24 protein-coding genes and 4 pseudogenes are annotated in these 21,471 nt (G+C 73.7%); 17 read left to right on the forward strand and 11 right to left on the reverse strand.

The annotated features are described in order from the left end of the window. Window positions 1-260: 260 nt before the first annotated feature. A complete protein-coding gene (locus tag ACQEUR_RS23250; protein WP_433034816.1) occupies window positions 261-722 on the reverse strand; it encodes a pyridoxamine 5'-phosphate oxidase family protein in 462 nt (153 codons plus the stop codon). A gap of 109 nt (window positions 723-831) precedes the next feature. Continuing rightward, the gene (locus ACQEUR_RS23255; protein ID WP_433034819.1) at window positions 832-1,296 is read right to left on the reverse strand and encodes a MarR family winged helix-turn-helix transcriptional regulator; all 465 of its coding nucleotides are present in this window, start codon (window positions 1,294-1,296) and stop codon (window positions 832-834) included. A gap of 123 nt (window positions 1,297-1,419) precedes the next feature. On the opposite strand from ACQEUR_RS23255, the gene ACQEUR_RS23260 reads away from it, so the two are divergent. From ACQEUR_RS23260 to ACQEUR_RS23290, 7 genes are all read left to right on the forward strand, one after another. After that, window positions 1,420-1,767 (forward strand): DoxX family protein, encoded by a 348-nt coding sequence (locus ACQEUR_RS23260; RefSeq protein ID WP_433034822.1) that lies wholly within the window; start codon window positions 1,420-1,422, stop codon window positions 1,765-1,767. A 55-nt stretch (window positions 1,768-1,822) separates the two neighbouring features. Next, window positions 1,823-2,473 (forward strand): hemerythrin domain-containing protein, encoded by a 651-nt coding sequence (locus tag ACQEUR_RS23265; protein ID WP_433034825.1) that lies wholly within the window; start codon window positions 1,823-1,825, stop codon window positions 2,471-2,473. A gap of 64 nt (window positions 2,474-2,537) precedes the next feature. Beyond that, on the forward strand, window positions 2,538-2,942 hold the full coding sequence (locus ACQEUR_RS23270; RefSeq protein WP_433034828.1) for a hypothetical protein: 405 nt from the start codon (window positions 2,538-2,540) through the stop codon (window positions 2,940-2,942). 69 nt (window positions 2,943-3,011) lie between these two features. Continuing rightward, window positions 3,012-3,773 (forward strand): Clp protease N-terminal domain-containing protein, encoded by a 762-nt coding sequence (locus ACQEUR_RS23275; protein WP_433034830.1) that lies wholly within the window; start codon window positions 3,012-3,014, stop codon window positions 3,771-3,773. 190 nt (window positions 3,774-3,963) lie between these two features. Beyond that, window positions 3,964-4,956, forward strand: a complete 993-nt coding sequence (locus ACQEUR_RS23280) for an asparaginase (protein WP_433034833.1) — start codon at window positions 3,964-3,966, stop codon at window positions 4,954-4,956. A gap of 154 nt (window positions 4,957-5,110) precedes the next feature. After that, the gene (locus ACQEUR_RS23285) at window positions 5,111-6,151 is read left to right on the forward strand and encodes a LacI family DNA-binding transcriptional regulator (protein WP_433034836.1); all 1,041 of its coding nucleotides are present in this window, start codon (window positions 5,111-5,113) and stop codon (window positions 6,149-6,151) included. Window positions 6,152-6,282: 131 nt separating this feature from the next. Then, window positions 6,283-7,545 carry an extracellular catalytic domain type 1 short-chain-length polyhydroxyalkanoate depolymerase gene (locus tag ACQEUR_RS23290; RefSeq protein WP_433034881.1) on the forward strand — a complete coding sequence of 421 codons (1,263 nt, stop codon included), beginning with the start codon at window positions 6,283-6,285 and terminating at the stop codon, window positions 7,543-7,545. A gap of 192 nt (window positions 7,546-7,737) precedes the next feature. On the opposite strand, the pseudogene ACQEUR_RS23295 reads toward ACQEUR_RS23290, so the two are convergent. Beyond that, a pseudogene (locus ACQEUR_RS23295) lies at window positions 7,738-8,049 on the reverse strand (GNAT family N-acetyltransferase); the annotation flags it as partial. Between ACQEUR_RS23295 and ACQEUR_RS23300 the strand changes: the two are divergent. From ACQEUR_RS23300 to ACQEUR_RS23310, 3 genes are read left to right on the forward strand one after another with little or no spacing between them, the layout of a single operon-like run. Further along, entirely contained in the window at window positions 7,984-8,787 is an 804-nt protein-coding gene (locus ACQEUR_RS23300) for a hypothetical protein (RefSeq protein ID WP_433034884.1), read from the forward strand. The pseudogene ACQEUR_RS23295 and the gene ACQEUR_RS23300 sit on opposite strands and share 66 nt — an antisense overlap. Beyond that, window positions 8,748-9,218, forward strand: a complete 471-nt coding sequence (locus ACQEUR_RS23305; RefSeq protein ID WP_433034839.1) for a DUF2243 domain-containing protein — start codon at window positions 8,748-8,750, stop codon at window positions 9,216-9,218. The genes ACQEUR_RS23300 and ACQEUR_RS23305 overlap by 40 nt, the downstream gene beginning before the upstream one ends. Next, complete coding sequence (locus ACQEUR_RS23310) at window positions 9,215-10,051, forward strand: cytochrome c oxidase assembly protein (protein ID WP_433034842.1); 837 nt, start codon at window positions 9,215-9,217, stop codon at window positions 10,049-10,051. The genes ACQEUR_RS23305 and ACQEUR_RS23310 overlap by 4 nt, the downstream gene beginning before the upstream one ends. A 54-nt stretch (window positions 10,052-10,105) precedes the next feature. Here the strand turns inward: ACQEUR_RS23310 and ACQEUR_RS23315 are convergent. Both ACQEUR_RS23315 and ACQEUR_RS23320 read right to left on the reverse strand, forming a co-directional pair. Continuing rightward, window positions 10,106-11,286: pseudogene (locus ACQEUR_RS23315) on the reverse strand (zinc-dependent alcohol dehydrogenase). Next, a complete protein-coding gene (locus ACQEUR_RS23320) occupies window positions 11,283-11,924 on the reverse strand; it encodes an SRPBCC family protein (RefSeq protein WP_433034845.1) in 642 nt (213 codons plus the stop codon). The pseudogene ACQEUR_RS23315 and the gene ACQEUR_RS23320 overlap by 4 nt, the downstream one beginning before the upstream one ends. A 237-nt stretch (window positions 11,925-12,161) precedes the next feature. Between ACQEUR_RS23320 and ACQEUR_RS23325 the strand changes: the two genes are divergently transcribed. Together ACQEUR_RS23325 and ACQEUR_RS23330 are read left to right on the forward strand one after the other, a co-directional pair. Next, a complete protein-coding gene (locus ACQEUR_RS23325) occupies window positions 12,162-12,899 on the forward strand; it encodes a YqjF family protein (protein ID WP_433034848.1) in 738 nt (245 codons plus the stop codon). Next, on the forward strand, window positions 12,896-13,591 hold the full coding sequence (locus tag ACQEUR_RS23330; protein WP_433034851.1) for a phosphodiesterase: 696 nt from the start codon (window positions 12,896-12,898) through the stop codon (window positions 13,589-13,591). The genes ACQEUR_RS23325 and ACQEUR_RS23330 overlap by 4 nt, the downstream gene beginning before the upstream one ends. 75 nt (window positions 13,592-13,666) lie before the next feature. On the opposite strand, the gene ACQEUR_RS23335 is transcribed toward ACQEUR_RS23330, so the two are convergent. Further along, entirely contained in the window at window positions 13,667-13,966 is a 300-nt protein-coding gene (locus ACQEUR_RS23335) for a hypothetical protein (protein WP_433034854.1), read from the reverse strand. A 153-nt stretch (window positions 13,967-14,119) separates the two neighbouring features. Between ACQEUR_RS23335 and ACQEUR_RS23340 the strand changes: the two genes are divergently transcribed. Then, window positions 14,120-14,698, forward strand: a complete 579-nt coding sequence (locus ACQEUR_RS23340) for a hemerythrin domain-containing protein (protein WP_433034857.1) — start codon at window positions 14,120-14,122, stop codon at window positions 14,696-14,698. A 408-nt stretch (window positions 14,699-15,106) separates the two neighbouring features. Here the strand turns inward: ACQEUR_RS23340 and ACQEUR_RS23345 are convergent, their stop codons facing one another. From ACQEUR_RS23345 to ACQEUR_RS23355, 3 genes and pseudogenes are all read right to left on the reverse strand, one after another. Next, the gene (locus ACQEUR_RS23345; RefSeq protein ID WP_433034860.1) at window positions 15,107-16,072 is read right to left on the reverse strand and encodes a putative manganese transporter; all 966 of its coding nucleotides are present in this window, start codon (window positions 16,070-16,072) and stop codon (window positions 15,107-15,109) included. Between the two features lie 37 nt (window positions 16,073-16,109). Beyond that, window positions 16,110-16,259, reverse strand: a pseudogene (locus ACQEUR_RS23350) (hypothetical protein); the annotation flags it as partial. A gap of 74 nt (window positions 16,260-16,333) precedes the next feature. Further along, window positions 16,334-17,200: a manganese catalase family protein gene (locus ACQEUR_RS23355; protein ID WP_433034863.1), complete on the reverse strand. Its 867-nt coding sequence runs from the start codon at window positions 17,198-17,200 to the stop codon at window positions 16,334-16,336. Between the two features lie 164 nt (window positions 17,201-17,364). Here ACQEUR_RS23355 and ACQEUR_RS23360 point away from each other — a divergent pair, with 164 nt between their 5' ends. Together ACQEUR_RS23360 and ACQEUR_RS23365 are read left to right on the forward strand one after the other, a co-directional pair. Continuing rightward, window positions 17,365-18,009, forward strand: a complete 645-nt coding sequence (locus ACQEUR_RS23360) for a response regulator (RefSeq protein WP_433034866.1) — start codon at window positions 17,365-17,367, stop codon at window positions 18,007-18,009. Window positions 18,010-18,143: 134 nt separating this feature from the next. Further along, a complete protein-coding gene (locus tag ACQEUR_RS23365; RefSeq protein WP_433034869.1) occupies window positions 18,144-19,007 on the forward strand; it encodes an MBL fold metallo-hydrolase in 864 nt (287 codons plus the stop codon). Between the two features lie 85 nt (window positions 19,008-19,092). Here ACQEUR_RS23365 and ACQEUR_RS23370 read toward each other — a convergent pair whose 3' ends face one another. After that, a complete protein-coding gene (locus ACQEUR_RS23370; protein WP_433034872.1) occupies window positions 19,093-19,566 on the reverse strand; it encodes an Lrp/AsnC family transcriptional regulator in 474 nt (157 codons plus the stop codon). 231 nt (window positions 19,567-19,797) lie between these two features. Here ACQEUR_RS23370 and ACQEUR_RS23375 point away from each other — a divergent pair. Both ACQEUR_RS23375 and ACQEUR_RS23380 read left to right on the forward strand, forming a co-directional pair. Next, window positions 19,798-20,241, forward strand: a pseudogene (locus tag ACQEUR_RS23375) (amino acid permease); the annotation flags it as partial. Between the two features lie 238 nt (window positions 20,242-20,479). After that, a complete protein-coding gene (locus tag ACQEUR_RS23380; protein WP_433034875.1) occupies window positions 20,480-20,953 on the forward strand; it encodes a hypothetical protein in 474 nt (157 codons plus the stop codon). Between the two features lie 12 nt (window positions 20,954-20,965). On the opposite strand, the gene ACQEUR_RS23385 is transcribed toward ACQEUR_RS23380, so the two are convergent. After that, the gene (locus ACQEUR_RS23385; RefSeq protein ID WP_433034878.1) at window positions 20,966-21,421 is read right to left on the reverse strand and encodes an SSI family serine proteinase inhibitor; all 456 of its coding nucleotides are present in this window, start codon (window positions 21,419-21,421) and stop codon (window positions 20,966-20,968) included. Between the last annotated feature and the right edge of the window lie 50 nt (window positions 21,422-21,471).

Here is a 21,471-nt window from a genome sequence, read left to right on the forward strand (position 1 = left end):
CGCCGCCCGGCACCAGGAAAGTCCGGCTTGACACTTTCCCGGCTGGACGTCGACCGGTACCGCCGACCAGCGATCCGGGTTCGGGGTGGACCGGGCGGTGGCGGGACTGCTGAGCGGGTCGCCGGGTCCTGTGCCGGTGACGCACCCGGGGTGGAGCTAGACCGGCGGCGACGACCTCGTCGGGGTTCGGATCGGTGTCTCGGGCACCTTCCCGGGATCCACACTCCGCGAGGTCTTCACCCGGTTCGCGAGGCGATCCGCTAGTGGCGCTTGCGGCGCCGCCAGCCCTGGACGGGATGCCACGACTCGATCACGAGGTGGTCGGCGGGCGTCCCGACGTAGGTGAGCACGACCTCGGTGATGTCGATCCGGAAGAACCCGGCGCCCTCGTACGGGTTGTCGGCCGGCGGGTCGACCGGCACCACCGTACCGGCGAGTTTCGCGTCCCCCGGCCAGCTCTCCGGGGCGTCCACGGGTGGCTCGATCGTCGGACTGTGTACGGCGATCCGGGGATCCCGGCGGACGTCGAGCAGCTTCATCGAGCCGCCCATCATGCCGAGGGTGACCTCTTCGTCGCTGAACTCCAGTTCCGAGGCGCTGATCCGGGGTGACCCGTCCCGGCGGAGCGTGGCGATCGTCTTGTTCGTGCCGGCCGCGAATCTCTCCCGGACCCGGGTGGTGAACTCCGGCGCCTGCTTCGCGATCTCGCCCCAACTCGCCACGGTCGATCCTCCGTTCCGCCCGCTCCCTGCGGGTGCCGCCGGGTCAGTATCCCGCCCTCGTGGCCGCCGCGGGTGACCCGCCGGCCCGGCCGGGGGTGCCCGTGCCGGGTCAGTCCTCGGCGCAGGCCGGGTCGTTGACCGAGGTGCGGACCCGGCTCAGCAACCGGTGCAACTGCCGTACCTGATCCGTGGTGAGGTCGGCGAAGAGGTCCCGTTCCACCTGCTCGACGGCGGCGTCCACCCGTTCGAGGGCGGTCGAGCCGTCCGGGGTGATCTCGACGATGTGGCGTCGCCGGTCGGCCGGATCCCGGCGCCGTCGGACCAGCCCGGCCCCTTCGAGGTCGTTGAGCAGCGTGACGAGCACGCTGGCGTCGACGCCGAGCGCCTCCAGCAGCCCCTGCTGGGTCACCGAGCCGGTCTCGGCGAGGCGGGTCAGCGCCATGCCGTGCCGGGGGCCCAACCCGGTCAGGGCGAGGACGTGGCGCAGCCGGGCGTTGGTGATCGCGCCGTGCCGGGCGAGGAGGAAGCCGAGGCGCTCGGTCCCCCTCGACGCGTGCGCTTCACCTGCGGTCATCCGGTCACGGTACCAGGGGTGTAATGGTCGAGCCCTTCAGATCGTAGAGGTTCTTCAACTATCTGCTAACGTGAAGAAGTTGTTCCGGCTCCATGGAGCCGCCACCCCGGGAAGGGCCCACAGATGTTCATCGGTTACCTCGTCGTCGCGGTGCTCCTCGGAGCTGTCCTGGTGATGTCCGCGCGCGCCAAGCTGGTCCGGGACGAGCGGGTCGTCGCCAGCCTCCAGCGGGCCGGCGTGCCGCTGCGGATGTTCCCGCCGCTCGCCGCGCTGGAGATCGCCGGAGCGGTCGGGCTCGTCGCCGGCATCTGGCTGGCGCCGCTCGGCATCGCCGCCGCGACCGGCGTCGTCCTCTACTTCGTCGGAGCCGTGCTCGCCCATCTCCGGGCCGGTGACCCGAAGGGCCTCGCCGCCCCGCTGCCGCCGCTCGCCTTCGCCGTGGCCGCGCTCGTGCTGCGGATCCTCGCCTGACGGCCCGGTGACCGGCGGTGGGCAGGCGTAACAGATCATCGTCAGGGTGGATCGCGTGAGACAGGACATGACCGGCGAAGAACACTGGCTGACCCGGCGGACCGGCATCGTGCCGAGCGCGGTGCCGACGGAGAGGCTCAGCCCGAAGAGCGTGTTGGACGAGACCACCCGGCCGACGGCGGCGGAGCCGCCGCCGGAGGTCGCGTTCACGCCCCGGGGCCGCTACGCCGGGCGGCACCTGGTCGACGTGCACGATCACTACCGCGCCGAGCTGAGCCAGGTGCGCGACCTCCTCCGGCAGGTGAAGGAGGGTACGGCGGAGCTCGGTGACGCGCGCGGCCAGCTCAACATGATGACCATCCGGGCCAACGACTGGACTCTCGGCGGCGTGTGTCAGGCGCAGTGCCGCTCGCTGACCAACCACCACACGATGGAGAGCGAGGGGATCTTCCCGCACTTGCGGCACCGGCAGGGCGACCTGGCCGCCGTACTGGACCGGCTGCACGAGGAGCACCTGGCGATCCACCGGGTACTGGAGGAGATCGACGCCGCCCTGGTGCACCTGGCCGCCAACCCCACCGACTACGGCCCGATCACCGAGGCCATCGACCTGCTCACCGACACGCTGCTGTCGCATTTCGCGTACGAGGAGCAGCAGTTGATCGCTCCGCTCTCCCGGCACGGCTTCTTTCCCGGCCAGCTCTGAGGTCCCGGCCGGGCGGTGTCAGGGTTGCCTTGACGAGTGGCCGTGTCAGGGCTACCTTGACGACATGGACCGATTCCTGGAAACCGCGCTCACCGTCGACGTCACCCGGGCCGCCGTCGTCGCCGCCGACGCGGCCGTCAACGAGGCGAGCCGGCAGGCGGACCTGTTGCTCGGTGGTCGTCCCGTGCCCGGCGACGGGCCGGTCGGGCCCGACGGTGCGCACTGGTCCGAGGTGGCCGCCCAACTGCTGCACTTCCGGATCGTGCTCGCCGCCGGAGTCGACCCGTTCCCCAGCGTGGTCGGGCTGCGGCGCTGGGGCGTGACCTGGGAGCTGATCGCCCGCGCCGCCGGGGTCAGCCGGCAGGCCGCGCACGAGCGGTGGGGTCGGCGGGTGCTGGCCACCCTGGACCGGTACGGCACCGGGGAACTCGGCGGCCCGGTGCCCGACGACGAGGCGGAGCTGCGTTGAGCCTCGACACTTATACCCCCCTCGGGGTTATAGTGTGCGCACGTGTCGGAGCGAGCCAGGGGGCACCGGATGCCAAAGATCAACATCTACCTGCCGGACGAGCTGGCCGAGGCGGTCCGGGAGTCCAACGTGCCGGTCTCGGCCGTCTGTCAACGCGCCCTCGAACAGGCGGTACGCCGGGTGACCGCGATCCGCGAGACCGCCCTCGGTGACCTCGACGACGCCGACTTCGCCGCCCGGCTGCCGCACTTCACCGGCCGCGCCCGTACCGTGCTCAGGCTCGGCATCGAGCGGGCCCGCACCGACGGGTCGCCGGCCGTCGGCACCGGACACCTGCTCGGCGGCCTGCTCGACGAGGGCGCCAACCTGGCCCTGCACGTGCTGCGGGCGATGGAGATCGAGCCGGACGGCGTGGGTCGCGAGCTGGCCCGGCAGACGACGGTGGAGACGGGCACGGCCTCGGCGGACGACACCGCGCACTTCAGCGGGGCCGCCGCCAACGCCCTGGAGCTGGCCGTCACCGAGGCGACCGCCTCCGGCCACAACTACGTCGGCGGCGAGCACCTGCTCCTGGGGCTGATCGCCGAGCCCGACGGGGTCGCCGGGCAGGTGCTGCGCTCGGTCGGCGCCGAGCTGCGGTTGACCCGTCGAGCCGTCGCGGCGGCCCTGGCCGGTTACGTCCACCTGCGGGCCCAGGCCCAGCAGGGCGCCGCCACCGGTACGGCGGAGACCGGCGCCCTGCTGGCCGCCGCCGTACGTCAGGAGGTGGAGCCGCTCGTCCGGCGCATCGAGCGGCTGGAGGAGCGGGTCGGCGCGCGGACCGGGCAGTGAGGGGTGCGCGCCCGCCTGGTCGTGGCGGCGGCCACCGCCGTCTTTCTGCTGCTCGTCGCGCTGCCCCTGCTGACCGAGCTGCCCTGACCCCACAGCCGGGTGCGGCGGGGTCCATGGTGCACGGTCGGACCGCCGTGCGCGGTCACACCCGCCCCGACGGGCGGGCGTGGGAACGGAAGGAGGGATCGGCGTGACCGCACGGGTGCTGCTGCTCGCGACCGGGGACACGATGGCGTACTCGACCCGCCCGGGCCGGGAGGGCCTCGCCTCCGGCGCCGACCTGCTCCGGGCGGTTCCGGCGGAGTCGCTCGGCGCCGAGGTGACCGTGGTGGACGTGGCCGCCGAGCCGAGCTGGGACACCGGTGCGGCGACCATGCTGGCACTCGCCCGCCGGGTCCGCTCCGCGATCCTGGCCGACGGGTTCGACGCGGTGGTGGTCACGCACGGCACCGACACCCTGGAGGAGACGGCATTCCTCGTCGACCTGCTGGCCGGACCGGCCGCGACGCGCGGCGGGATCGTGCTGACCGGCGGGGTGCGCCACCTGGACGACCTCGGCAGCGACGGTCCGCGCAACCTGGCCTCGGCGATCGTCGCCGCGACAGCTCCGGAGCTGCGCGGGGCCGGTGCGCTGGTCTGTGCCGACGACGAACTGCACGCGGCCCGCTGGGTCACCCTGGCCGACGCCACCACGGTACGGGGGTTCTCGTCCGCCCCCTTCGCCCCGGTGGCCCGAGTGGTCGGCGACCGGGTCGAGACGATCGGCGCCGCACCGCCCCGGCCACCCGAGGCGGGCGGACCGCCGGAGCCGGACGTCGCCCTGGTCAAGACGTATCCGGGCATGGACCCGGTGCTGCTCACCTCGATCGTCGACGCGGGCGCCCGTGGCGTCGTACTGGAGGGGACCGGGCTGGGCAACGTGCCCGCCTACCTCTTCGCGACGATCAGCGACCTGATCGAATGGGACGTCCCGGTGGTCGTCGCGTCCCGCTGCCGTACCCGGCGGGCCGACCTGACGGAACTGCCGCTCGGCGTCGGCCTGGCCGCCAAGCTGGGCGCGATCGGCGCCCGCGACCTCGCCCCGGCCAAGGCCCGGATCGCCCTGATGGTCGCCCTGGGCGGCGCCGACGCCGCCGGTGGCGCCCTGGCGGCGGCCCGCGACTGGTTCCACCGGTGGCGGTAGCGCTTGGGATGCCGGGGCGGACGTGCCAGGGTGTGCGGATGGGCTTCTCGGGTGTCGCCCCCGGGCCGCGCCCGGAGCGTGCGGCCGGTCGTCGCGGTCCCGCCGTGGCGACGCCGTCGTGCTGGCCCCGGCCGCTGTCGAATAGGCTGCGGCGATGACCGGCATCGATCAACCGTTGGACTCCGGGCGGCGCGCCCGGGCGTTGACGGTCGCCAAGATCGCCCGGATGGCCGGGGTCTCCGCTCCCACCGTCTCCCGGGTCATCAACGGGCAGGCCGGGGTGAAGCTGGAGACCCGGGAACGGGTCGAGGCGGTGCTGCGGGAGCACGGCTACCGCCGGCCGGGCGGGTCCGGCGCGGTGGCGATCCTGGAGCTCGTCTTCCACGCGCTGGAGAGCCTCTGGGCGCTGGAGATCATCCGAGGCGTGGAGCGGGTTGCCCGGGAGCACGACCTGGCCGTGGTGCTCACCGAGATGCAGGGCCGGCTCACCCCGGGTCGGGCCTGGACCGAGCAGGTGCTCACCCGGCGACCGACCGGGGTGATCGCGGTCTTCTCCGAGTTGACCGTCGCGCAGCAGTCGCAGCTCGCGACCCGGGCGATCCCGCTCGTCGTGGTGGACCCCACGGGCGAGCCGCTGCACCAGACCCCCTCGGTCGGGGCGACGAACTGGAACGGCGGGCTGGCCGCCACCCGGCACCTGCTCGACCTCGGCCACCGCCGGATCGCGATGGTGAGCGGGCCGACGGAGTGGCCGTGCTGCCGGGCGCGGCTGGACGGCTTCCGGGCGGCCATGGACGCCGCGGGCGTACCGGTGGATCCGGAACTGGTCCGGGTGAGCACGCTCTACGTCGAGGGGGGCCTGGCCGACGGCCGGGAGCTGCTGCGGCTGCCGTCGCTGCCCACCGCGATCGTCACCGCCAACGACCTGCAGGCGCTCGGCGTCTACGAGGCGGCCCGGCAGGCGGGGCGGCGGATCCCGGACGACCTGAGCGTGGTCGGCTTCGACGACCTCTCGTTCAGCCGCTGGTCCGGTCCGCCGATGACCACGGTGCGGCAGCCGCTGGAGCAGATGGGGGCCACCGCCGCCCGGATGATCGTGGATCTGGCCGCCGGTCGCACCCCGGAGCAGCTCCGCGTCGAGTTGGCGACCCGGCTGGTGGTACGGGAGAGCACGGCACCGCCCCGAGTCCGCTGAACACCCTTCCGTAATCACAAGCGTCTATGTATTGTGTGCTGAAACGTTTCTGGTCCACCTCGGAACGTTTCGGAGGAGATTTCGTGCGACGCTTCGTACGCCCACTCTGCGCGGCGGCTGCCGCGGTGGCCATGGCGCTGGTGGGTCTGATCACGTCGGCGCCGGCCTCGGCCGCCACGTTGACCGAGGTAACCAGCTTCGGCACCAACCCCAGCAACCTGCGGATGCACCTCTACGTGCCGGACCGGGTCGCCGCCCGACCCGCGATCCTGGTCGCCATCCACTACTGCACCGGCACCGGCCCGGCGTTCCACTCCGGCACCCAGTTCGCCTCGCTGGCCGACCGGTACGGGTACATCGTCATCTACCCCTCGGCGACCCGCAGCGGCCAGTGCTTCGACGTCTACTCCCCGCAGGCGCTGCGCCGCGACGGCGGCAGCGACCCCGTGTCGATCATGTCGATGGTCCGCTACGTCCAGCAGCGCTACAACACCGATCCGGGACGGGTCTTCGCCACCGGGGTCTCCTCCGGCGCGATGATGACCAACGTCCTGCTCGGCAACTATCCCGACGTCTTCGCCGCCGGTGCCGCCTTCGCCGGGGTACCGCACAGCTGCTTCGCCACCACCGGCGGCTCCACCTGGAACAGTGAGTGCGCGAACGGTCAGATCATCCGCACCGCGCAGCAGTGGGGCGACCTGGTCCGGGCCGCCTACCCCGGCTACACCGGCGCCCGGCCCCGGATGCAGCTCTGGCACGGCACGAACGACGAGACACTGCGGTACCCCAACTTCGGTGAAGAGATCAAACAGTGGACCAACGTCCACGGGTTGAGCCAGACCCCGACCTTCACCGACACGCCCCAGTCCGGCTACACCCGCACCCGGTACGGCGGCAGTGGACCGACCGCCCCGGTCGAGGCGATCAGCATGCAGGGCGTGCCGCACAACCTGCCGGTGAACGCGGCCGAGGCGATCCGCTTCTTCGGACTGGACAGCACCACCCCGACCAACCCGTCACCCACCACGACGCCGTCACCCACCACCACACCACCCCCCACCACCGGACCACCGGCCTCCGGCTGCGTGGTCAGCTACACCGTCACCGCCTGGAACAGCGGGCTGACCGCCGCGATCACCATCACGAACCGGGGCTCCGCGGCGGTCAGCGGCTGGTCCCTCGGCTTCACGCTGCCGGCCGGGCAGGCCATCACCTCCGGGTGGAACGCCTCCTACAGCCCGGCCAGCGGCGCGGTGACGGCCCGCAACTCCGCGCACAACGGCACGCTCAACCCGAACTCCTCGGTCGGGATCGGCTTCCAGGCCAGCCACACCGGCGACACCGGCCGACCCGCCTCGTTCACCCTCAACGGCGCCACCTGCGCCATGGCCTGAGTCGGGCAGGCCCGGTGCCGGGCGGGGACGGTCGCAGCCGGACGACCGCCCCCGCCCGGCACCACCGTCCGGGTCACCCGGGTCGCGCCGTCGGTACCGCACCGTGCGGGCGTGCGCGGTGAAGCCGAGGGCGGCGTACACCTGTCTCGGGACCGGGTAGTCGTCGTCACCACGCGAGTTGACCAGTGCGGTCCGGGCGCCGGCGTCCCGGAACGCGCGGAGCGTGGCGGCACAGGCGGCCCGGGCCAGCCCGCGTCGGCGCCACGCCGGTACGGTGCCGACCGGCTCGAACGCCCCGACCCGGTTGACCTCGTCGTACCAGCCCAGGCAGTAGGCGACGAACCGGCCGTCGGGTGCCTCGACCACGTGGTCGAACTCCGGCCGGTACGGCCAGCCGGCGCTGACGCTGCGGAAGCGCTCGTCGGTCACGGCGGACGGGTGCCAGACCTCCCGGTGCACGGTGGCGCGACGGACGAGGTCGACCGCCCCGCGTACCGGCCGCACGGTGAACCCGTCCGGCAGCGGCGGTACCGGTGGCAGCTCCGCGAGGCCGCGGCTCTGCGCGAGCAGGAACGGGCCCCCCGGGTCGGGTTCCCAGCCCCGCCGCCGCAGCGCCTCGACGAGGTGGGTCTCGGTGTCCAGCACGGTGACCGCCAGCGGTGCGGTCGCCAACCCCTCGGCCCAGTCCAGCACCTCGGCGACGAGTTCCGGCCGGGCCGGGTCGACCAGCAGAGCCAGCTCGCCGGGCAGCTCCAGCCAACCCCACGCCGCCAGCTCGCCGCCGCTCTCCCAGAGCGCCGTCGGCCACTCCGGCCGGCCCTCCGGCACCTGCGCCAGGTGCCAGGCGAGGTCGCCGACGTGCCACCGGGCGCGTACCGACCAGAGCCGCTGGGTGAGGAGCAGCAGTGCCCGGAGGTCGTCCTCGCCGGCGTAGTCCCGTCGCATCCCCACAACGTCGGGCATCGCCGGCCGGTCCGCAACCGGCTTTCGCGCCCGCGCCAGGTGGTGGTGCCGAACGGCTTCCTGCTGCGTACCGAGGCCGGTCACCGCCTGCCGCAGCCTCAGCTGACCGCCCCGCCCGCCGCGCGCCGGCCCGGCCCTCCGGCGGGTTTGCGCGGGCGCGGAGCGGGTAGCCCGATCCGGACACCGGACGCAAAGGCGCCGGACCGGACGCAGGACGCCGAAGAGGACGGGAACCCGCTGTGGCTGCCAGACCCGGGGACGTGCCGACCGGCCGGGTGAGCCCGCGCCGGTCGGCGGCCTCGGCGGCCCTGGTCGGGGTCGGCGCGATGGCGGCGATCGACGAGATCGTCTTCCACCAGCTGCTCGCCTGGCACCACTTCTACGATCGGTCCACCCCGACCGTCGGGCTCTTCTCCGACGGGCTGCTGCACGCCGCCGAACTGGTGGCGCTGGTCGCCGGCTTCTTCCTCCTCGCCGACCTGCGCCGGCACGGACGGCTGGTACCGCGCGCCGCGTGGGCGGGACTCTTCCTGGGGCTGGGCGGATTCCAGCTCTTCGACGGCATCGTCGACCATAAGCTGCTGCGGGTGCACCAGATCCGGTACGGCGTCGACCTGACCCCGTACGACGTCGCCTGGAACCTCGGCGCCCTGCTGCTGGTGGCGATCGGGGTGGTGCTCGCGCTGCGGGTCCGCCGCGCCGACCGGTGAGCATCATCCTCGGCCACCCGCCGGCCGGGGCGGGGACGCCGGGGTGGCTGCCGGTCCTCGTGCCGGTCCTCGCGGCCGTGGGCTACCTGGCCGCCGCCAACCGCGCCCGGCACACCCCGCCCGGCTGGCGTACGGCCCGGACGGTCTCCTTCGGCATTGGTGCCGTACTGCTGGCGGTGGCCCTCTCCCCGCTGGTCGCCGCGCGGGCCCACCACGACCCGCGGTTCCACATGCTGCAGCACCTGCTCGTCGGGATGTACGCGCCGCTGGCGTTCGTGCTGGCGGCGCCGGTGACCCTGGCCCTGCGTACCCTGCCGGCGAGGGCCCGGCGCGGCGCCGCGCTGGCCTACCGGAGCCCGCTGCCGCACCTGCTCGGCCATCCGGCCACCGCGCTGGTCCTCAACGTCGGCGGCCTGTACCTGCTCTACCTCACCCCGCTCTACGCGGCCGCCCAGGACGATCCGGTGCTGCACGTCGTGGTGCACGTGCACCTCTTCGCCGCCGGGTACCTCCTCGCGTGGTCCCTGGCCGGCCCGGATCCGGCTCCGCGCCGCCCGGGCCCGGGCGTACGGGTCGCCGTGCTGGTCCTGGCCGCCGCCGCGCACTCGATCCTGGCCAAGCTGCTCTACGCCGGGGCACCGCGCTGGCCGTCCGGCGCCGGATTCGAGCCCGACGCCCTGCGCGACGCGGCGCGGCTGATGTACTACGGCGGCGACCTCGCCGAGGTGCTGCTGGCCGTGGTGCTCTTCGCCGGGTGGTACCGGCGGCGGGCCCGCCGGGCCGCGCCAGCGCCCGGCGAACCCTGCGCCCCCGCCGCCGCCTCGGCGCCCTGAGCACCCCGACGGTCTCTCCGGCACCACCGTGGCCGCCGGTCGTGGCGGCCCCGCTCAGCCGGAGGCCGGGTGCAGCACCGAGCGGAGACAGCCGTCCCGCTTCTTCTCGAAGATCTCGTAGCCGTGCACCCCGTCCGAGAGGGACATCGGATGGGTGGCCAGGTAGCCGGGGTCCATCTCGCCCTTGGCCAGCCGCTCCAGCAGCATCGGGATGTAGCGCTGGGCGTGCATCTGGCCCATCCGCAGCACCAGCGCCTTGTTCATCGCGGCCCCGAGCGGGAACTTGTCGACGAAGCCGCTGAACACGCCGACGATGCTCACGGTGCCGCCCTTGCGGCACGCCATGATCGCCTGGCGTACCGCGGTCGGCCGGTCCGTCTGCATCCGGGCCGCCTGCTTGACCCGGTCGTACGCGTACGCCGGTCCGGTGTCGTGCGCCTCCAGGCCGACCGCCTCGATGCAGGCGTCCGGCCCCCGTCCGCCGGTCATCTCGCGCAGCGCCTCGATGACGTTCACCTCCTCGTAGTTCAGCGGTTCCGCACCGGCTCCCTCCCGGGCCATCTCCAACCGGTACGGATAGCCGGTCGATCGCGATCACCCGCTCGGCGCCGAGCAACTGGGCCGAGCGGGCCGCCATCTGTCCCACCCCGCCGGCGCCCCAGACCGCGACCACCTCGCCGCCGCGCAGGTCGCACATCTCGGCGCCCATGTAGCCGGTCGGGCAGGATGTCGGAGAGGAGGAGCACCTGCTCGTCCGGCAGCTCGTCCGGGATCTTGATCGGGCCGACGTCGGCGAAGGGCACCCGGACGAACTCCGCCTGGCCGCCGGCGTACCCGCCGAGCATGTGGGAGTAGCCGAAGAGGCCGGCCGGCGAGTGCCCCATCACCCGCTCGGCGATGGCGGCGTTCGGGTTGGAGTTCTCACAGATCGCGTAGCAGCCGGCCTGGCAGGTGAAGCAGTTGCCGCAGGCGATCGGGAACGGCACCACCACCCGGTCGCCGCGCCGGAGCCGCTGCACCCCCCGACCGGTCTCCACCACCTCACCCATGAACTCGTGGCCGAGGATGTCACCCTCCCGCATCGCGGGCAGGTAGCCGTTGATCAGGTGCAGGTCGGAGCCGCAGACGCTGCTCGCCCGGACCCGGATGACGGCGTCGCCGTCGTCCTGGACGGTCGGATCCGGTACCTGGCGTACCGCCAGCTTGCCGACACCTTCCCAGCACAGCGCCTTCACGGCCGCCCTCCCGTCGTCAGCTTCTCCCGGACCGCCCTGGTGAGCCGCTCCGCGGCGGCGCCCCGTCCGGAGGGCTCGTGCATCGTCGAGATCACCCGGCCGCACTCCAGCACCGACTTGGCCCGGCGCAGCGCGGTACGCAGCACCTGGTCCGGATCCTGTCCGCGCAGCATCGAGGCCCGGTGCCGGAGCCGGCCGCCCGGGTAGCTGAGCTCCACCCGGATCTCGGTGCCCCGGTCGCCGGGGGCGGGTACGAGCCGCAGGTGTCCCTCGTGGGCCGTCGGGCCCTCCTCGACCCGCCACCGGATCGACCCGTCCCGCTCCTCGGCGGTCGCCATCGCGACCCGGCCGGCCCCGTCCGGGCCCCCGTGCACCACGCAGCGCCACCGGCTCTCCCCGAGGCGTTCCGCCGTCACCGGCCGGTCGAGCACCGCGGAGAGCTGCTCCGGGTCCCGGAACAGCGCCCGGACGAGCCCCACGGGCCGGTCCACCGTCAGCGCCCGCTCGGTGGCGTACCCGTCGCCCCGGCGTACCGGAAGGGATTCCTTCGCCCGGCGGCGGGCGACCAACGCACCCGCCCCGGCCACGCCGGCGACCCCGGCCACGCCCACCATCAACCATCTGACCCTGCTCGCCATCGCACTCCTCCGCTTCTCCGCCTCCGGCACCCCGAACGCTTCGCGCCTCCGGCGCCCCGAACCACGCGAGCGACCACGGTGCCGCCACTACGGCGCTACCCGACGGCGACCGGGAGAAACCGCCCGGGCGTGCCGTGGCGGGCCGCCACGCCCCGGGCGGGCGGTGTTTCGACACCGGCGGCGCGGGAAAGGGACACTTCGATCGATGGAGGAACCTGACGCCGGGGAGGGACGCGGATGACGGACGGGGGAGGGCCGACGCCGGCACCACCGCCGCCACGGGTGTCCCGGCCGGTGATGTACCACCGGTGGAACTGGATCACGTTCATCCACTGGCGCTACCCGTCCCCGACGCTCCAGGCGTTGCTGCCCGAGGGGCTGACGGTGGAGACCTGCGACGGCTCCGCGTGGATCGGGCTGACCCCGTTCCTGATGCAGGAGGTCCGGGCGCCGGCGCTGCCGGCCGTACCGTGGCTCTCCGAGTTTCCCGAAATCAACGTCCGGACGTACGTGCGGGACCGGCGCGGTCGCAGCGGGATCTGGTTCCTGTCCCTGGACGCGGCGCGCCTGCCGGCCGTCCTCGCCGCCCGGGCCGGGTACGGGCTGCCCTACTTCTGGTCCGACATGCGGGTACGCGTCGAGGGCGACCGGGTCGACTACCGGTGCCGCCGGCGCTGGCCCGGGCCCCGGGGCGCGCGCTGTGACGCGGAGACCCGGATCGGTCCGGCGCTGACCGGGGCGGAGGTCGACCCGCTGGCCCACTTCCTGACCGCCCGGTACCGGCTCTTCTCGAGGATCGCCGGCCGGCTCGTCGCCGCCGAGGCCGAGCACGTGCCCTGGCCCCTGCACCGGGCCGAACTGCTGCGGCTGGACCAGGACCTGGTCACCGCCGCCGGACTGCCGGCACCCACCGGGGACCCGCTCACGCACGCCTCGCTCGGCGTACCGGTGCGGGTGGGGATGTGGCACCCGTGACGGGGCGGCCGCCGCTCGGGCGGATCATCTCCCGGCTGCGCGGCGGGCGACTGCTGCACCCGCGCGGCCGCTCGTTCTGCGGCGAGATCGAACTCTGGGGGCCGTTCGCCGCGCACCTGGCCGGCGGCCCGGGGCGGTGGCCCGCGACCGTACGCCTCTCCCGGGGCACTCCGACCCCGGAGGGCTGGCCGGACCTGCTCGGGCTCGCCGTGCGGATCCACCGGCACGCCGACCCGGTCGACCTGCTGGTCTCCAGCGCCGGGCGGCTGCCGCTGCTCCGGCACCTGCCGACGCCCCGGCGGGACTTCGGCGGGCCGTACACCAGCATCCTGTCGTACCGGCTCTACGGACGCCGGGTCTACCTGGCCGCCCTCCCCGAACGGCCGCTCGGGACTTCCCTGGACCAGGTGACCTCGATCGCCACCGGGGGCGGGGCGGGGCTGCGGCTGGCGGTGGCCAGCGTCGCCGGCCGGTGGCGCCAGTTCGGCCGGATCAGCTTCGGCGAGCCGGCGCCGGACGAGGTCGACGCGGCGCTGGCGTTCGATCCGATCGGCAACCGCCCGGACGACCTGCGTACGGTCGGCCTGATCCAGCGGATGCGGGTCGCCACGTACGCCGCCTCCCGGCACACCCGGGCCGTGGCCGACCCGGTGCCACCGGCGGACGCGGCGAGCGAGACCCGGGGGCGGTGACCCCGCTGCACCCGCGCGCCCGGAGGGGTCCCGCCCGTGCGTCGAGCCAGGGCGGAACCCCTCCCGGCGGTGCCGTCAGGACCGGGAGCCGTTGACGTCCTCCGAGTCGAGTGGGACGGCCTGGCCGGAGGCCATCGGCGAGGCGACCCGGTCGGGTCCGCTCTCGGAGCCCGACTCGCCGCCGGTCGGGCGCACCTCGCCGTCGTAGTTGTAGACGGCCAGCTCGGCGCCGTCGTGCTCGCGCTGCTTGGTGGTCCGGATGTACCGGTGGATCAGCCCTTCGATCTTCAGCTCGATCAGGCCGGCGTCGCCGGCGGGCACCGAGGTCCCGTCTCGGGGACCGCCGACCAGGATCGCGTCATCACGTGTCGTCATGGCTGCCCACTACCCACTCCGGTGCCCTGGTACTCGGCCACCGCCCCCTCGGGTGCGGCGGCGCCCGCGCGGCCGCCGGCGGGGGAGGACATGGACGGCCCGGCAGGGGGAACAACCAGCGGGACCGAACCCGGCCGGAGGAGGGGGAAGACCGTGACAGCAGGTGTGAAACAGGATGTCGTGGACCTGCTCATCGAGCAGCACAACCAGATCAAGGCGCTGTTCAGTCAGCTGCACCGCGCGAAGGGCACCGAGAAGCGGGAACTGTTCCAGGACCTGGTACGCCTGCTCGCGGTGCACGAGAGCGCGGAGGAGATCGTCGTACACCCGAACGCCGAGCGGAAGATCGATCGGGGCGAGGCGGTGGTGGAGACGCTCCGGCACGAGGAGGACCAGGCCAAGAAGGAGTTGCACGAGCTGTACCAGATGGGGGTCGACCACCCCGATTTCGACGCGCGGCTGACGGCGTTCTCGAACGCCGTCCTGGAGCACGCCACCCGGGAGGAGACCGAGGAGTTCCCGTCGCTGCGGGAGCACGCCTCGCCGGGGCAGTTGCGTCGGATGGCCGGTGCGCTGCGCGCCGCCGAGGCGACGGCGCCGACCCGACCCCACCCGCACGCTGGCGAGTCGGCGTCCGCGAACCTCATCGCCGGCCCGCCGCTGGCCGTGTTCGACCGGACGCGGGACGCCGTACGGGACTGGCGGGAGAAGAACCGCGACCGGGAGGACTGAGCCGGCCCGCCGTACCCGGGCCGAACAGCCGGGGTGACCCGGTTCCCGGCAGGAGGAGCCGGCGTAGCCCGGCCCGGCCGTCCTGGACCGCGACCGCCGCCGGGATCAGCGCGGTCGTCGCCAGCAGTGCGAGCGACTGCCACGGCCGGAGGTCGACGGCGAGCGCGACCGTGCTCAGGGTGGCGAACACGAGCAGGTTCACCCGGGTCCGGGCCAGCGGCCCGGGTGCCGGGGCGGGCCGCCGGGTGGCCGGCCGCCGACCGCCGAGGTCCGCGGCCGCCGGCCGGCGGCCCGCCCCGCTGTACGTGTTCGGGCGGCCCCGACGACGGCCGGCCGGGGCCGGGTGGCGGCGCGCACCGCCGGACGGGTCCGGGCGGTCGGACCCGGCGCCGGAGCGGATCGGGCGGCTCATCGGGCGAGGAGCAGCAGGGCCAGTCCGACGAGGATCGCCGGAACGGTGGTGATCAGGGTGGCGGTCGCGGCGGACCGACGGCGCAGTGCCGCCAACGGGATGAGCGCGTCGCCGTCCTGGCTGATCGCGTTGGCGACCAGGGTCGGCATCGGCAGGCCGCCGCTGACGTAGATGCCGGTGAAGACGATCTGCACGGCGCAGCCGGGCACCAGACCGATCACCGCGCCGACCAGAACCCCGAGCACCCCGGCGAAGGCCAGTTGGGAACCGTCGAATCCGGTGGTCGTGCTCAGCACCTGCCAGGCCAGGTAGGCGACGGCGACCCAGACGGTGACGAAGGACGCCTCGTGGGCGCTGTGCCGGAAGGTGGCCCGCAGGCTCTGCGGCTGTGCGGTCTCCAGGGTGTCGTCGGCGAACCGCCCCCGCCCGGCCGAGAAGATCAGCAGGGCCAGCAGCGTGCCGCAGAAGCCGAGCCCGAGGTACGGGTCGATGCCGCCGAGCGGCGCGCTCAGTGCGTCCGGGTCGACGGCGTGGAAGACCACCGGTACGGAGACCAGGAAGGCCGGCGTGGTCAGGCCCCAGAACGCGGCGGAGAGCGTCGCCCGCCGGCCGCGCGAGGGGTCCGCCCCGGCGAGCACGGCCAGCGGTGCCGGCCGGGGCGGCGCGGCGAGCGCGGCCGGTACGGCCGGCACCGGCACCGGGGATCGGGGGGCCTCGGCGGGCGGGGGCGTCGCCGTCGGTCGGCGCAGTGGGCGGGCGGGGTCGATGCCGAGCAGGTCGACGACGTAGCCGGTGGCCAGGCCCACGGCGAAGAGCAAGATGTGGATCTTCAGGGCGAAGGCGGGGTCGGCGGCGATGACCACCCAGGAGGAATCTCCCATGGTCGCGGCGAGGGCCGCCACGACGGTGCCGAAGGAGACCTTGCCGCGCGCGTACAGCGGTGCGGAGGATGATCGCCCCACCGCAGCCGGGGCTCACCCCGAGCAGGGCGCCGACCAGCGGGCCGAGCCGGGGCCGGTGGGTCAGCCCGTCGGTGACCCGGTCGCCGTACCGCCAGCGCAGCCAGCCGAAGAGCGCGACCAGCACGGCGACGTAGACGCCGACCTGCATGAAGGCGTCCGCCAGGGGACGGACCAGCAGTTCAACCATGCTCCACCTCTCCGAGGTTGCGCCGCGCCGGGGCGGCCGGGGTCACCGGACGACCCGGCGCGGCGGGAATCGGGTCAGCGCTTCTTCTTGCCCGCCCCGGCCTTGGCGCCGGCGGTGGGCGGCGGGGTCCCGTGCAGGCGCGGGTCACCCGGCGGCAGTTCCGGCGGCCCGGCGTACGCGGTGGGCGCTGCCTCGTAGCTGAACTCGCCCTTGCCGTCCGGGCTCGGGCCCGAGGCCCAGCGCCCCTCGGCGGAGTCCTCGCCGGCGGAGAAGTTGATGAACTGGTACGCGAACCGGTTCTCCTGTTCGGCGTCCGGGAACGCCTCGGGCACCGGCATCTCCTCCAGGCCGTCCTCCTTCAGCTGCTCGATGGCGGCCAGCCACATGTTCTGGTGCATGGTGTCGCGGGCCAGCAGGAACCGCAGCATCTGCTTGACACCCGGGTCGTCGGTCATGTTGAACAGCCGGGCCACCTGCAACCGGCCCTGTGCCTCGGCGGTGACGTTGAGGTGGAAGTCGGCGAGCAGGTTGCCACTGGCGGTGATGAACGCCCCGTTCCACGGCACCCCGTTGCTGTCCGTCGGCAGCGGACCGCCCCCGGAGTGGATGAAGTGCGCCGGGTTCGACCCGGCGTAGATCGCGGCCAGCATCGGGTTGTCCTCGGCCGCCGCCTCCTGTACGGACAGCGGTGCGCTGTCCAGCAGCCGGGCGATCATGGCGCAGATCATCTCGACGTGGCCCATCTCCTCGGTGCCCACGTCGAGCAGCAGGTCCTTGTACTTCCCGGGCAACCGGCAGCTCCAGCCCTGGAAGAGGTACTGGTTGGCGACGGTCATCTCGCCCCACTTGCCACCCAGCACCTCCTGTAGGCGCCGGGCGAAGGCGGCGTCCGGGCCGTCCGGCTTGGCCTCGAACTGAAGATCCTTGATGTGACTGAACACGGCGTCCTCCTGGTTGACGGCGGGCAGACACCGGCTCATTCCCGTTCGCCCGGCCCGCCGAGGCCAACCACCGGCCCACCGGGGCCACGTACCGGCCGGGCCCGCGGCCGGTACGTGGCCCCCGGCGGCGGGCATGAACCGGCCGCACGGGGGTAACGAGCCCCGTGCCCGCCCCGGCCACCGTCCGGATCGCCCTGGTCGACGACCATCCCCTCTTCGTCCGGGGTCTGGAACTGCTGCTGCCGAGCATCACCGGGGGCCGGGCCGAGGGCAGCGGCTCGACCGGGGACGCGTCGGCCGCCGCGGCGCTGGTCCGGCGGTGCCTGCCCGACCTGGCCCTGGTCGACCTGCACATGCCGCCGCCCGGTGGGATCCGGGCCATCTCCGCCGTCCGCCGGACCACCCCGGGGGTACGCGTCGTCGCCATGTCCGGCCTGGCCGAGCCCGAGCTGGCGGTGCAGGCGCTGCGGGCGGGCGCCGAGGGCTACCTGCCCAAGAGCAGCGAACCGGAGGAGCTGCTGCCGCCCCTGCTGGCGGTCCTGGACGGGTGGGCGGTGCTGCCCGCGGAGCTGCTCGGGGCGCTCGTCGCGCCGGCCCGTACCCCCCTGCCGGCGGCGGCCCTGCTCGACGACGAGGAGCGGCAGCTCCTGCGGCTCATCGCCAAGGGCAGGAGCACGCTGGAGATCGCCGACGAGCTGCACGTCTCGGAGCGGACGGTGAAACGGCTGACCGCGTCGCTGCTGCGCAAGTTGCGGGTGTCGACCCGTACCGAGGCCGCGGCGCTCGCCGGCAACGCCGGCCTGCTCTAGCGGTACGCCGCCAGGTGCCGACTCCGGTGGCAGGAGCCTGGTGGACATGGTCGAATACGCGGTAGCTGTCACCTTTTGCCGTGGTCGGCCGATCAGCGGTGGGGACGTCAGCGACCGCCTCCCGGGGAGCAGGCATGACGCAGAGTCGTACGGCACGGGCGACCGCCACCTTCGTGGGTACGGCGACGACCGTGCTGCATCTGGGCGAGTTCACCCTGCTGACCGATCCCAACTTTCTGCATGCCGGCCAGCGGGCCTACCTCGGCTACGGGCTCTGGACCCGGCGTCGTACCGATCCCGCGCTCCGGGTCGAGGAGCTACCGGCGCTGGACGGGGTGGTTCTGTCGCACCTGCACGGCGACCACTTCGACCGGGTGGCCCGGGCCGGCCTGTCGAAGAGCCTGCCGATCATCACCACCCCGCAGGCGCAGCGCCGGCTGCGCCGTTGGGGCTTCACCTCGGCGGAGGCACTGACGACGTGGGAGAGCCACGAGACGCGGCGGGGCGACCAGACGCTGCGGATCACGGCGGTTCCGGGCCGGCACGGGCCCGGCGCGCTGAACCGGCTGCTGCCACCGGTGATGGGCACGATCATCGACCTTGAGGAGCGCGGCCGGCGACGGCTGCGCCTCTACATCACCGGCGACACCCTCAACCGGCCCTGTCTGGCCGAGATCCCGGAACGTTTTCCCGACATCGACGCGATGCTGATCCATCTCGGCGGCACCCGGCTGCTCGGCTTCCTCGTCACGATGGACGGGCGCCAGGGCAGCGACCTGGTCCGGCTGATCCGGCCCGGCCTGGCGGTGCCGATCCACTACGACGACTACCCGGTGTTCCGGTCGCCGCTGCGGGACTTCCTCGACTGGGTCCGGGACCGGGGGATCGCCCCGATCGTCCGGCCCATCGTGCGCGGGGAGACGACGGTGCTGCTGCCGGAGGCTTCCGGGCCGCCGGAGGACCCAACACCGCCGGATGTCGCGGTACCGCCGGCCTGAGGCGTCCCTCCCGCCGGTCACCGGTCGCCGTGCGGGTCGCCCTCCTGCTGCGGGGCCTGGCCGACGACGCCTGAGCCGGGCAGCCTCAGCGCAGGTGGCTGAGCGGAAGCGGACCACGGGTCTTGACCGTACGGATGGCGAACGTGCTCCGGGCGTCGGTGATCGAGGGGATCACCAGGATCTGGTCCAGCAGCAGCCGCTCGTAGCCGGCGAGGTTGGGCACGGCGGCCTCGACCAGGAAGTCGGCGGCGCCGGAGATGACGTGGCAGGCCACCACCTCCGGGATCCCGGCCAGCGCCGCCTCGATCCGGGCGGAGGTCTGCCGGGAGTGCCCCTCGACCTGCAACTCGATGAAGACCGTCAGGTCCAGGCCGAGCCGTGCCCGGTCGAGTTCCGCGCGGTAGCCGGCGATCAGGCCGGCACGCTCCAACGCCCGTACCCGACGCAGGCACGCCGACGGTGACAGGGCGACCGCCTCGGCGAGGTCGATGTTGGCGATCCGCCCGTCGGTCTGTAGCCGGGTGAGGATCGCCCGGTCCGTCGCGTCGTATTCGGCCATCCGCACATCATGCCGCCATCGAGCATATTCGCGAAACAAGATTGCGTCGCGCGCCTCTAGCATGGCCGAATTTGCCATCGTGTGCGGTGCCCGCGCTGCGAAACTGCACCGCATGGGGAATGACGGCACGACGGATGTCGACCTGGACGGCGCGCGGCAGCTCTACCGCGAGGCGGCCGGCCACCGGCTTCGCTTCCTCGGCTCGCCGGGTAGCCCAGGGCCGGCCCGGCGTCGATCCTGGCCTGGGCGGCGCTGCTGGTCCTGTCGGGCCTGTTCGCGGTGGTCTTCGCCGCCCTCGGGGTCCGCCACCCCTCGGCCACCGGCGTCCGGGCCTACGCCGAAGCGGGGCTCGGCAGCTGGGCCGGGCGGGCGGTCGGCTGGTGCTTCCTCTGCGGGATCGTCACCGGCGCCCCGATCGTCTGCGTGGTCGGCGGCACCTACGTCGCCGACCTGCTCGGCGCCGACGCCCGGTTCGCCGCGGGGACCGCGGCCGTGCTGCTGCTCTTCGTGCTCGCCCTCACCCTCGGCGGCGTCCGCGCCTCGGCGACGGTGCAACTGGGCCTGGTCGGCCTGCTGGTGCTCATCGTCGTCGTGGCGATCGTCGGAGCGGCGCCGGCGAGCCGCACCGGCAACTGGACGCCGTTCGCCCCGTACGGCTGGTCCGCCATCGGCCCGGCGGCGTCGGTGCTGATGCTCCTCCTTTGTCGGCTGGGAGGCGATCGCGCCGCTGACCGCTGTCGAACAGCGAACGCCTGGTCATCGGCACGGCAAGGCGACCAGCCTGATCTACCTGGCCCTGGCCACGGTCACCGTCACCGCCCTCGGGTCCGAGGCCGACACCCCGGTACCGCTGGCCGCCCTGCTCGGCATCGCGATCGGGCCCGCTGGGCCCGCCGTGGCGGCGGTCAGCGCCGTGATCCTCACCGTCGGCACCACCAACGCCTACCTGTCGGGCGCCGCCGCCCTCGCCCGTTCGGTGCGTCCGGTGCAGGCGCGCCGGGCGGCACGCGAGGACACCCCGCCGGCCTGGTACCTCGCCATCATCCTGGTCTCGGGCGGCGCGCTGATCGGACCGGCCGCCGCCGGCACCGTCTCGATGCCAGACCTGGTCGCCGTCCCGACCACCTTCTTCCTGGTGGTCTATCTCGGCTGCACGGCGGCGGCCTGCCGGCTGCTGCGCGGACCCGCGCGGATCGCCGCCGCCGTCGCGCACGTCGCCGTCGTCGCCATCCTGGCCTTCAGCGGGTACGCGCTCATCCCGGCCGCCGCCGTCACCGTACTGGCCGTCCTCGCCCGTCGGCGTGGGCCCGTTGCGGCGGCCACCCGCCCGGCGGCGCCACCTGCCGAGGCGCGGTCGACCATCCCGGTGGAGAGCCGTCGGAGCTGAGCCCTCCGCTGTTCAGCCGGCGGGTGACACCGTCTTGTCGAGCGGGAGCCGGAACACGTGTCCGTGCGCGATCACCGCGCAGCCCTCGTTCGACACCTCCTCGGACCACCGGACCGGCTGGTCGGCGACGGTGCCGGAGACGCTGATCCGGACCGGCTGCCACACGTCCGTGCACCCCGCACCCGTGGGCGGGATCGCGTCGATGTCACCCTTGACCGCCTCGACCTCGGCGCAGGCCTCGACCGGGTACGGATGCTCGTTGCCGACCAGGTCGCACCGCAACGACACGACGATCGGCCGGGTCCGGTCGCTGGGACCCGACCCGCGGGGCACCCCGATCACCACCTGAAGGGTGGTGCCCGACGGGGTGGCCGCGACCGGTCCATCGGCCCGGACGGGCCCGGCGGGCAGCACGGCAGCGCTGACCCCCATGGCAACCGCAGCGAGAACGGCAACGAGATTCTTCACGGCACCTCCAGATATCCATGTTCGCCGATAAATAGTCTCACATTTGGTCG

Origin of the sequence: Plantactinospora sp. CA-290183 (assembly GCF_050936375.1) — a bacterium.
Lineage (GTDB): Bacteria > Actinomycetota > Actinomycetes > Mycobacteriales > Micromonosporaceae > Plantactinospora.

Coding starts and splice junctions, on each gene's coding strand:
- ACQEUR_RS23290 (WP_433034881.1), top strand. CDS start 6,283: ATGGCGCTGGTGGGTCTGATCACGTCGGCGCCGGCCTCGGCCGCCACG.
- ACQEUR_RS23260 (WP_433034822.1), top strand. CDS start 1,420: ATGTTCATCGGTTACCTCGTCGTCGCGGTGCTCCTCGGAGCTGTCCTG.
- ACQEUR_RS23370 (WP_433034872.1), bottom strand. CDS start 19,566: ATGGCCGAATACGACGCGACGGACCGGGCGATCCTCACCCGGCTACAG.
- ACQEUR_RS23275 (WP_433034830.1), top strand. CDS start 3,012: ATGCCAAAGATCAACATCTACCTGCCGGACGAGCTGGCCGAGGCGGTC.
- ACQEUR_RS23335 (WP_433034854.1), bottom strand. CDS start 13,966: ATGACGACACGTGATGACGCGATCCTGGTCGGCGGTCCCCGAGACGGG.
- ACQEUR_RS23320 (WP_433034845.1), bottom strand. CDS start 11,924: ATGGCGAGCAGGGTCAGATGGTTGATGGTGGGCGTGGCCGGGGTCGCC.
- ACQEUR_RS23365 (WP_433034869.1), top strand. CDS start 18,144: ATGACGCAGAGTCGTACGGCACGGGCGACCGCCACCTTCGTGGGTACG.
- ACQEUR_RS23285 (WP_433034836.1), top strand. CDS start 5,111: ATGACCGGCATCGATCAACCGTTGGACTCCGGGCGGCGCGCCCGGGCG.
- ACQEUR_RS23325 (WP_433034848.1), top strand. CDS start 12,162: ATGACGGACGGGGGAGGGCCGACGCCGGCACCACCGCCGCCACGGGTG.
- ACQEUR_RS23270 (WP_433034828.1), top strand. CDS start 2,538: ATGGACCGATTCCTGGAAACCGCGCTCACCGTCGACGTCACCCGGGCC.
- ACQEUR_RS23255 (WP_433034819.1), bottom strand. CDS start 1,296: ATGACCGCAGGTGAAGCGCACGCGTCGAGGGGGACCGAGCGCCTCGGC.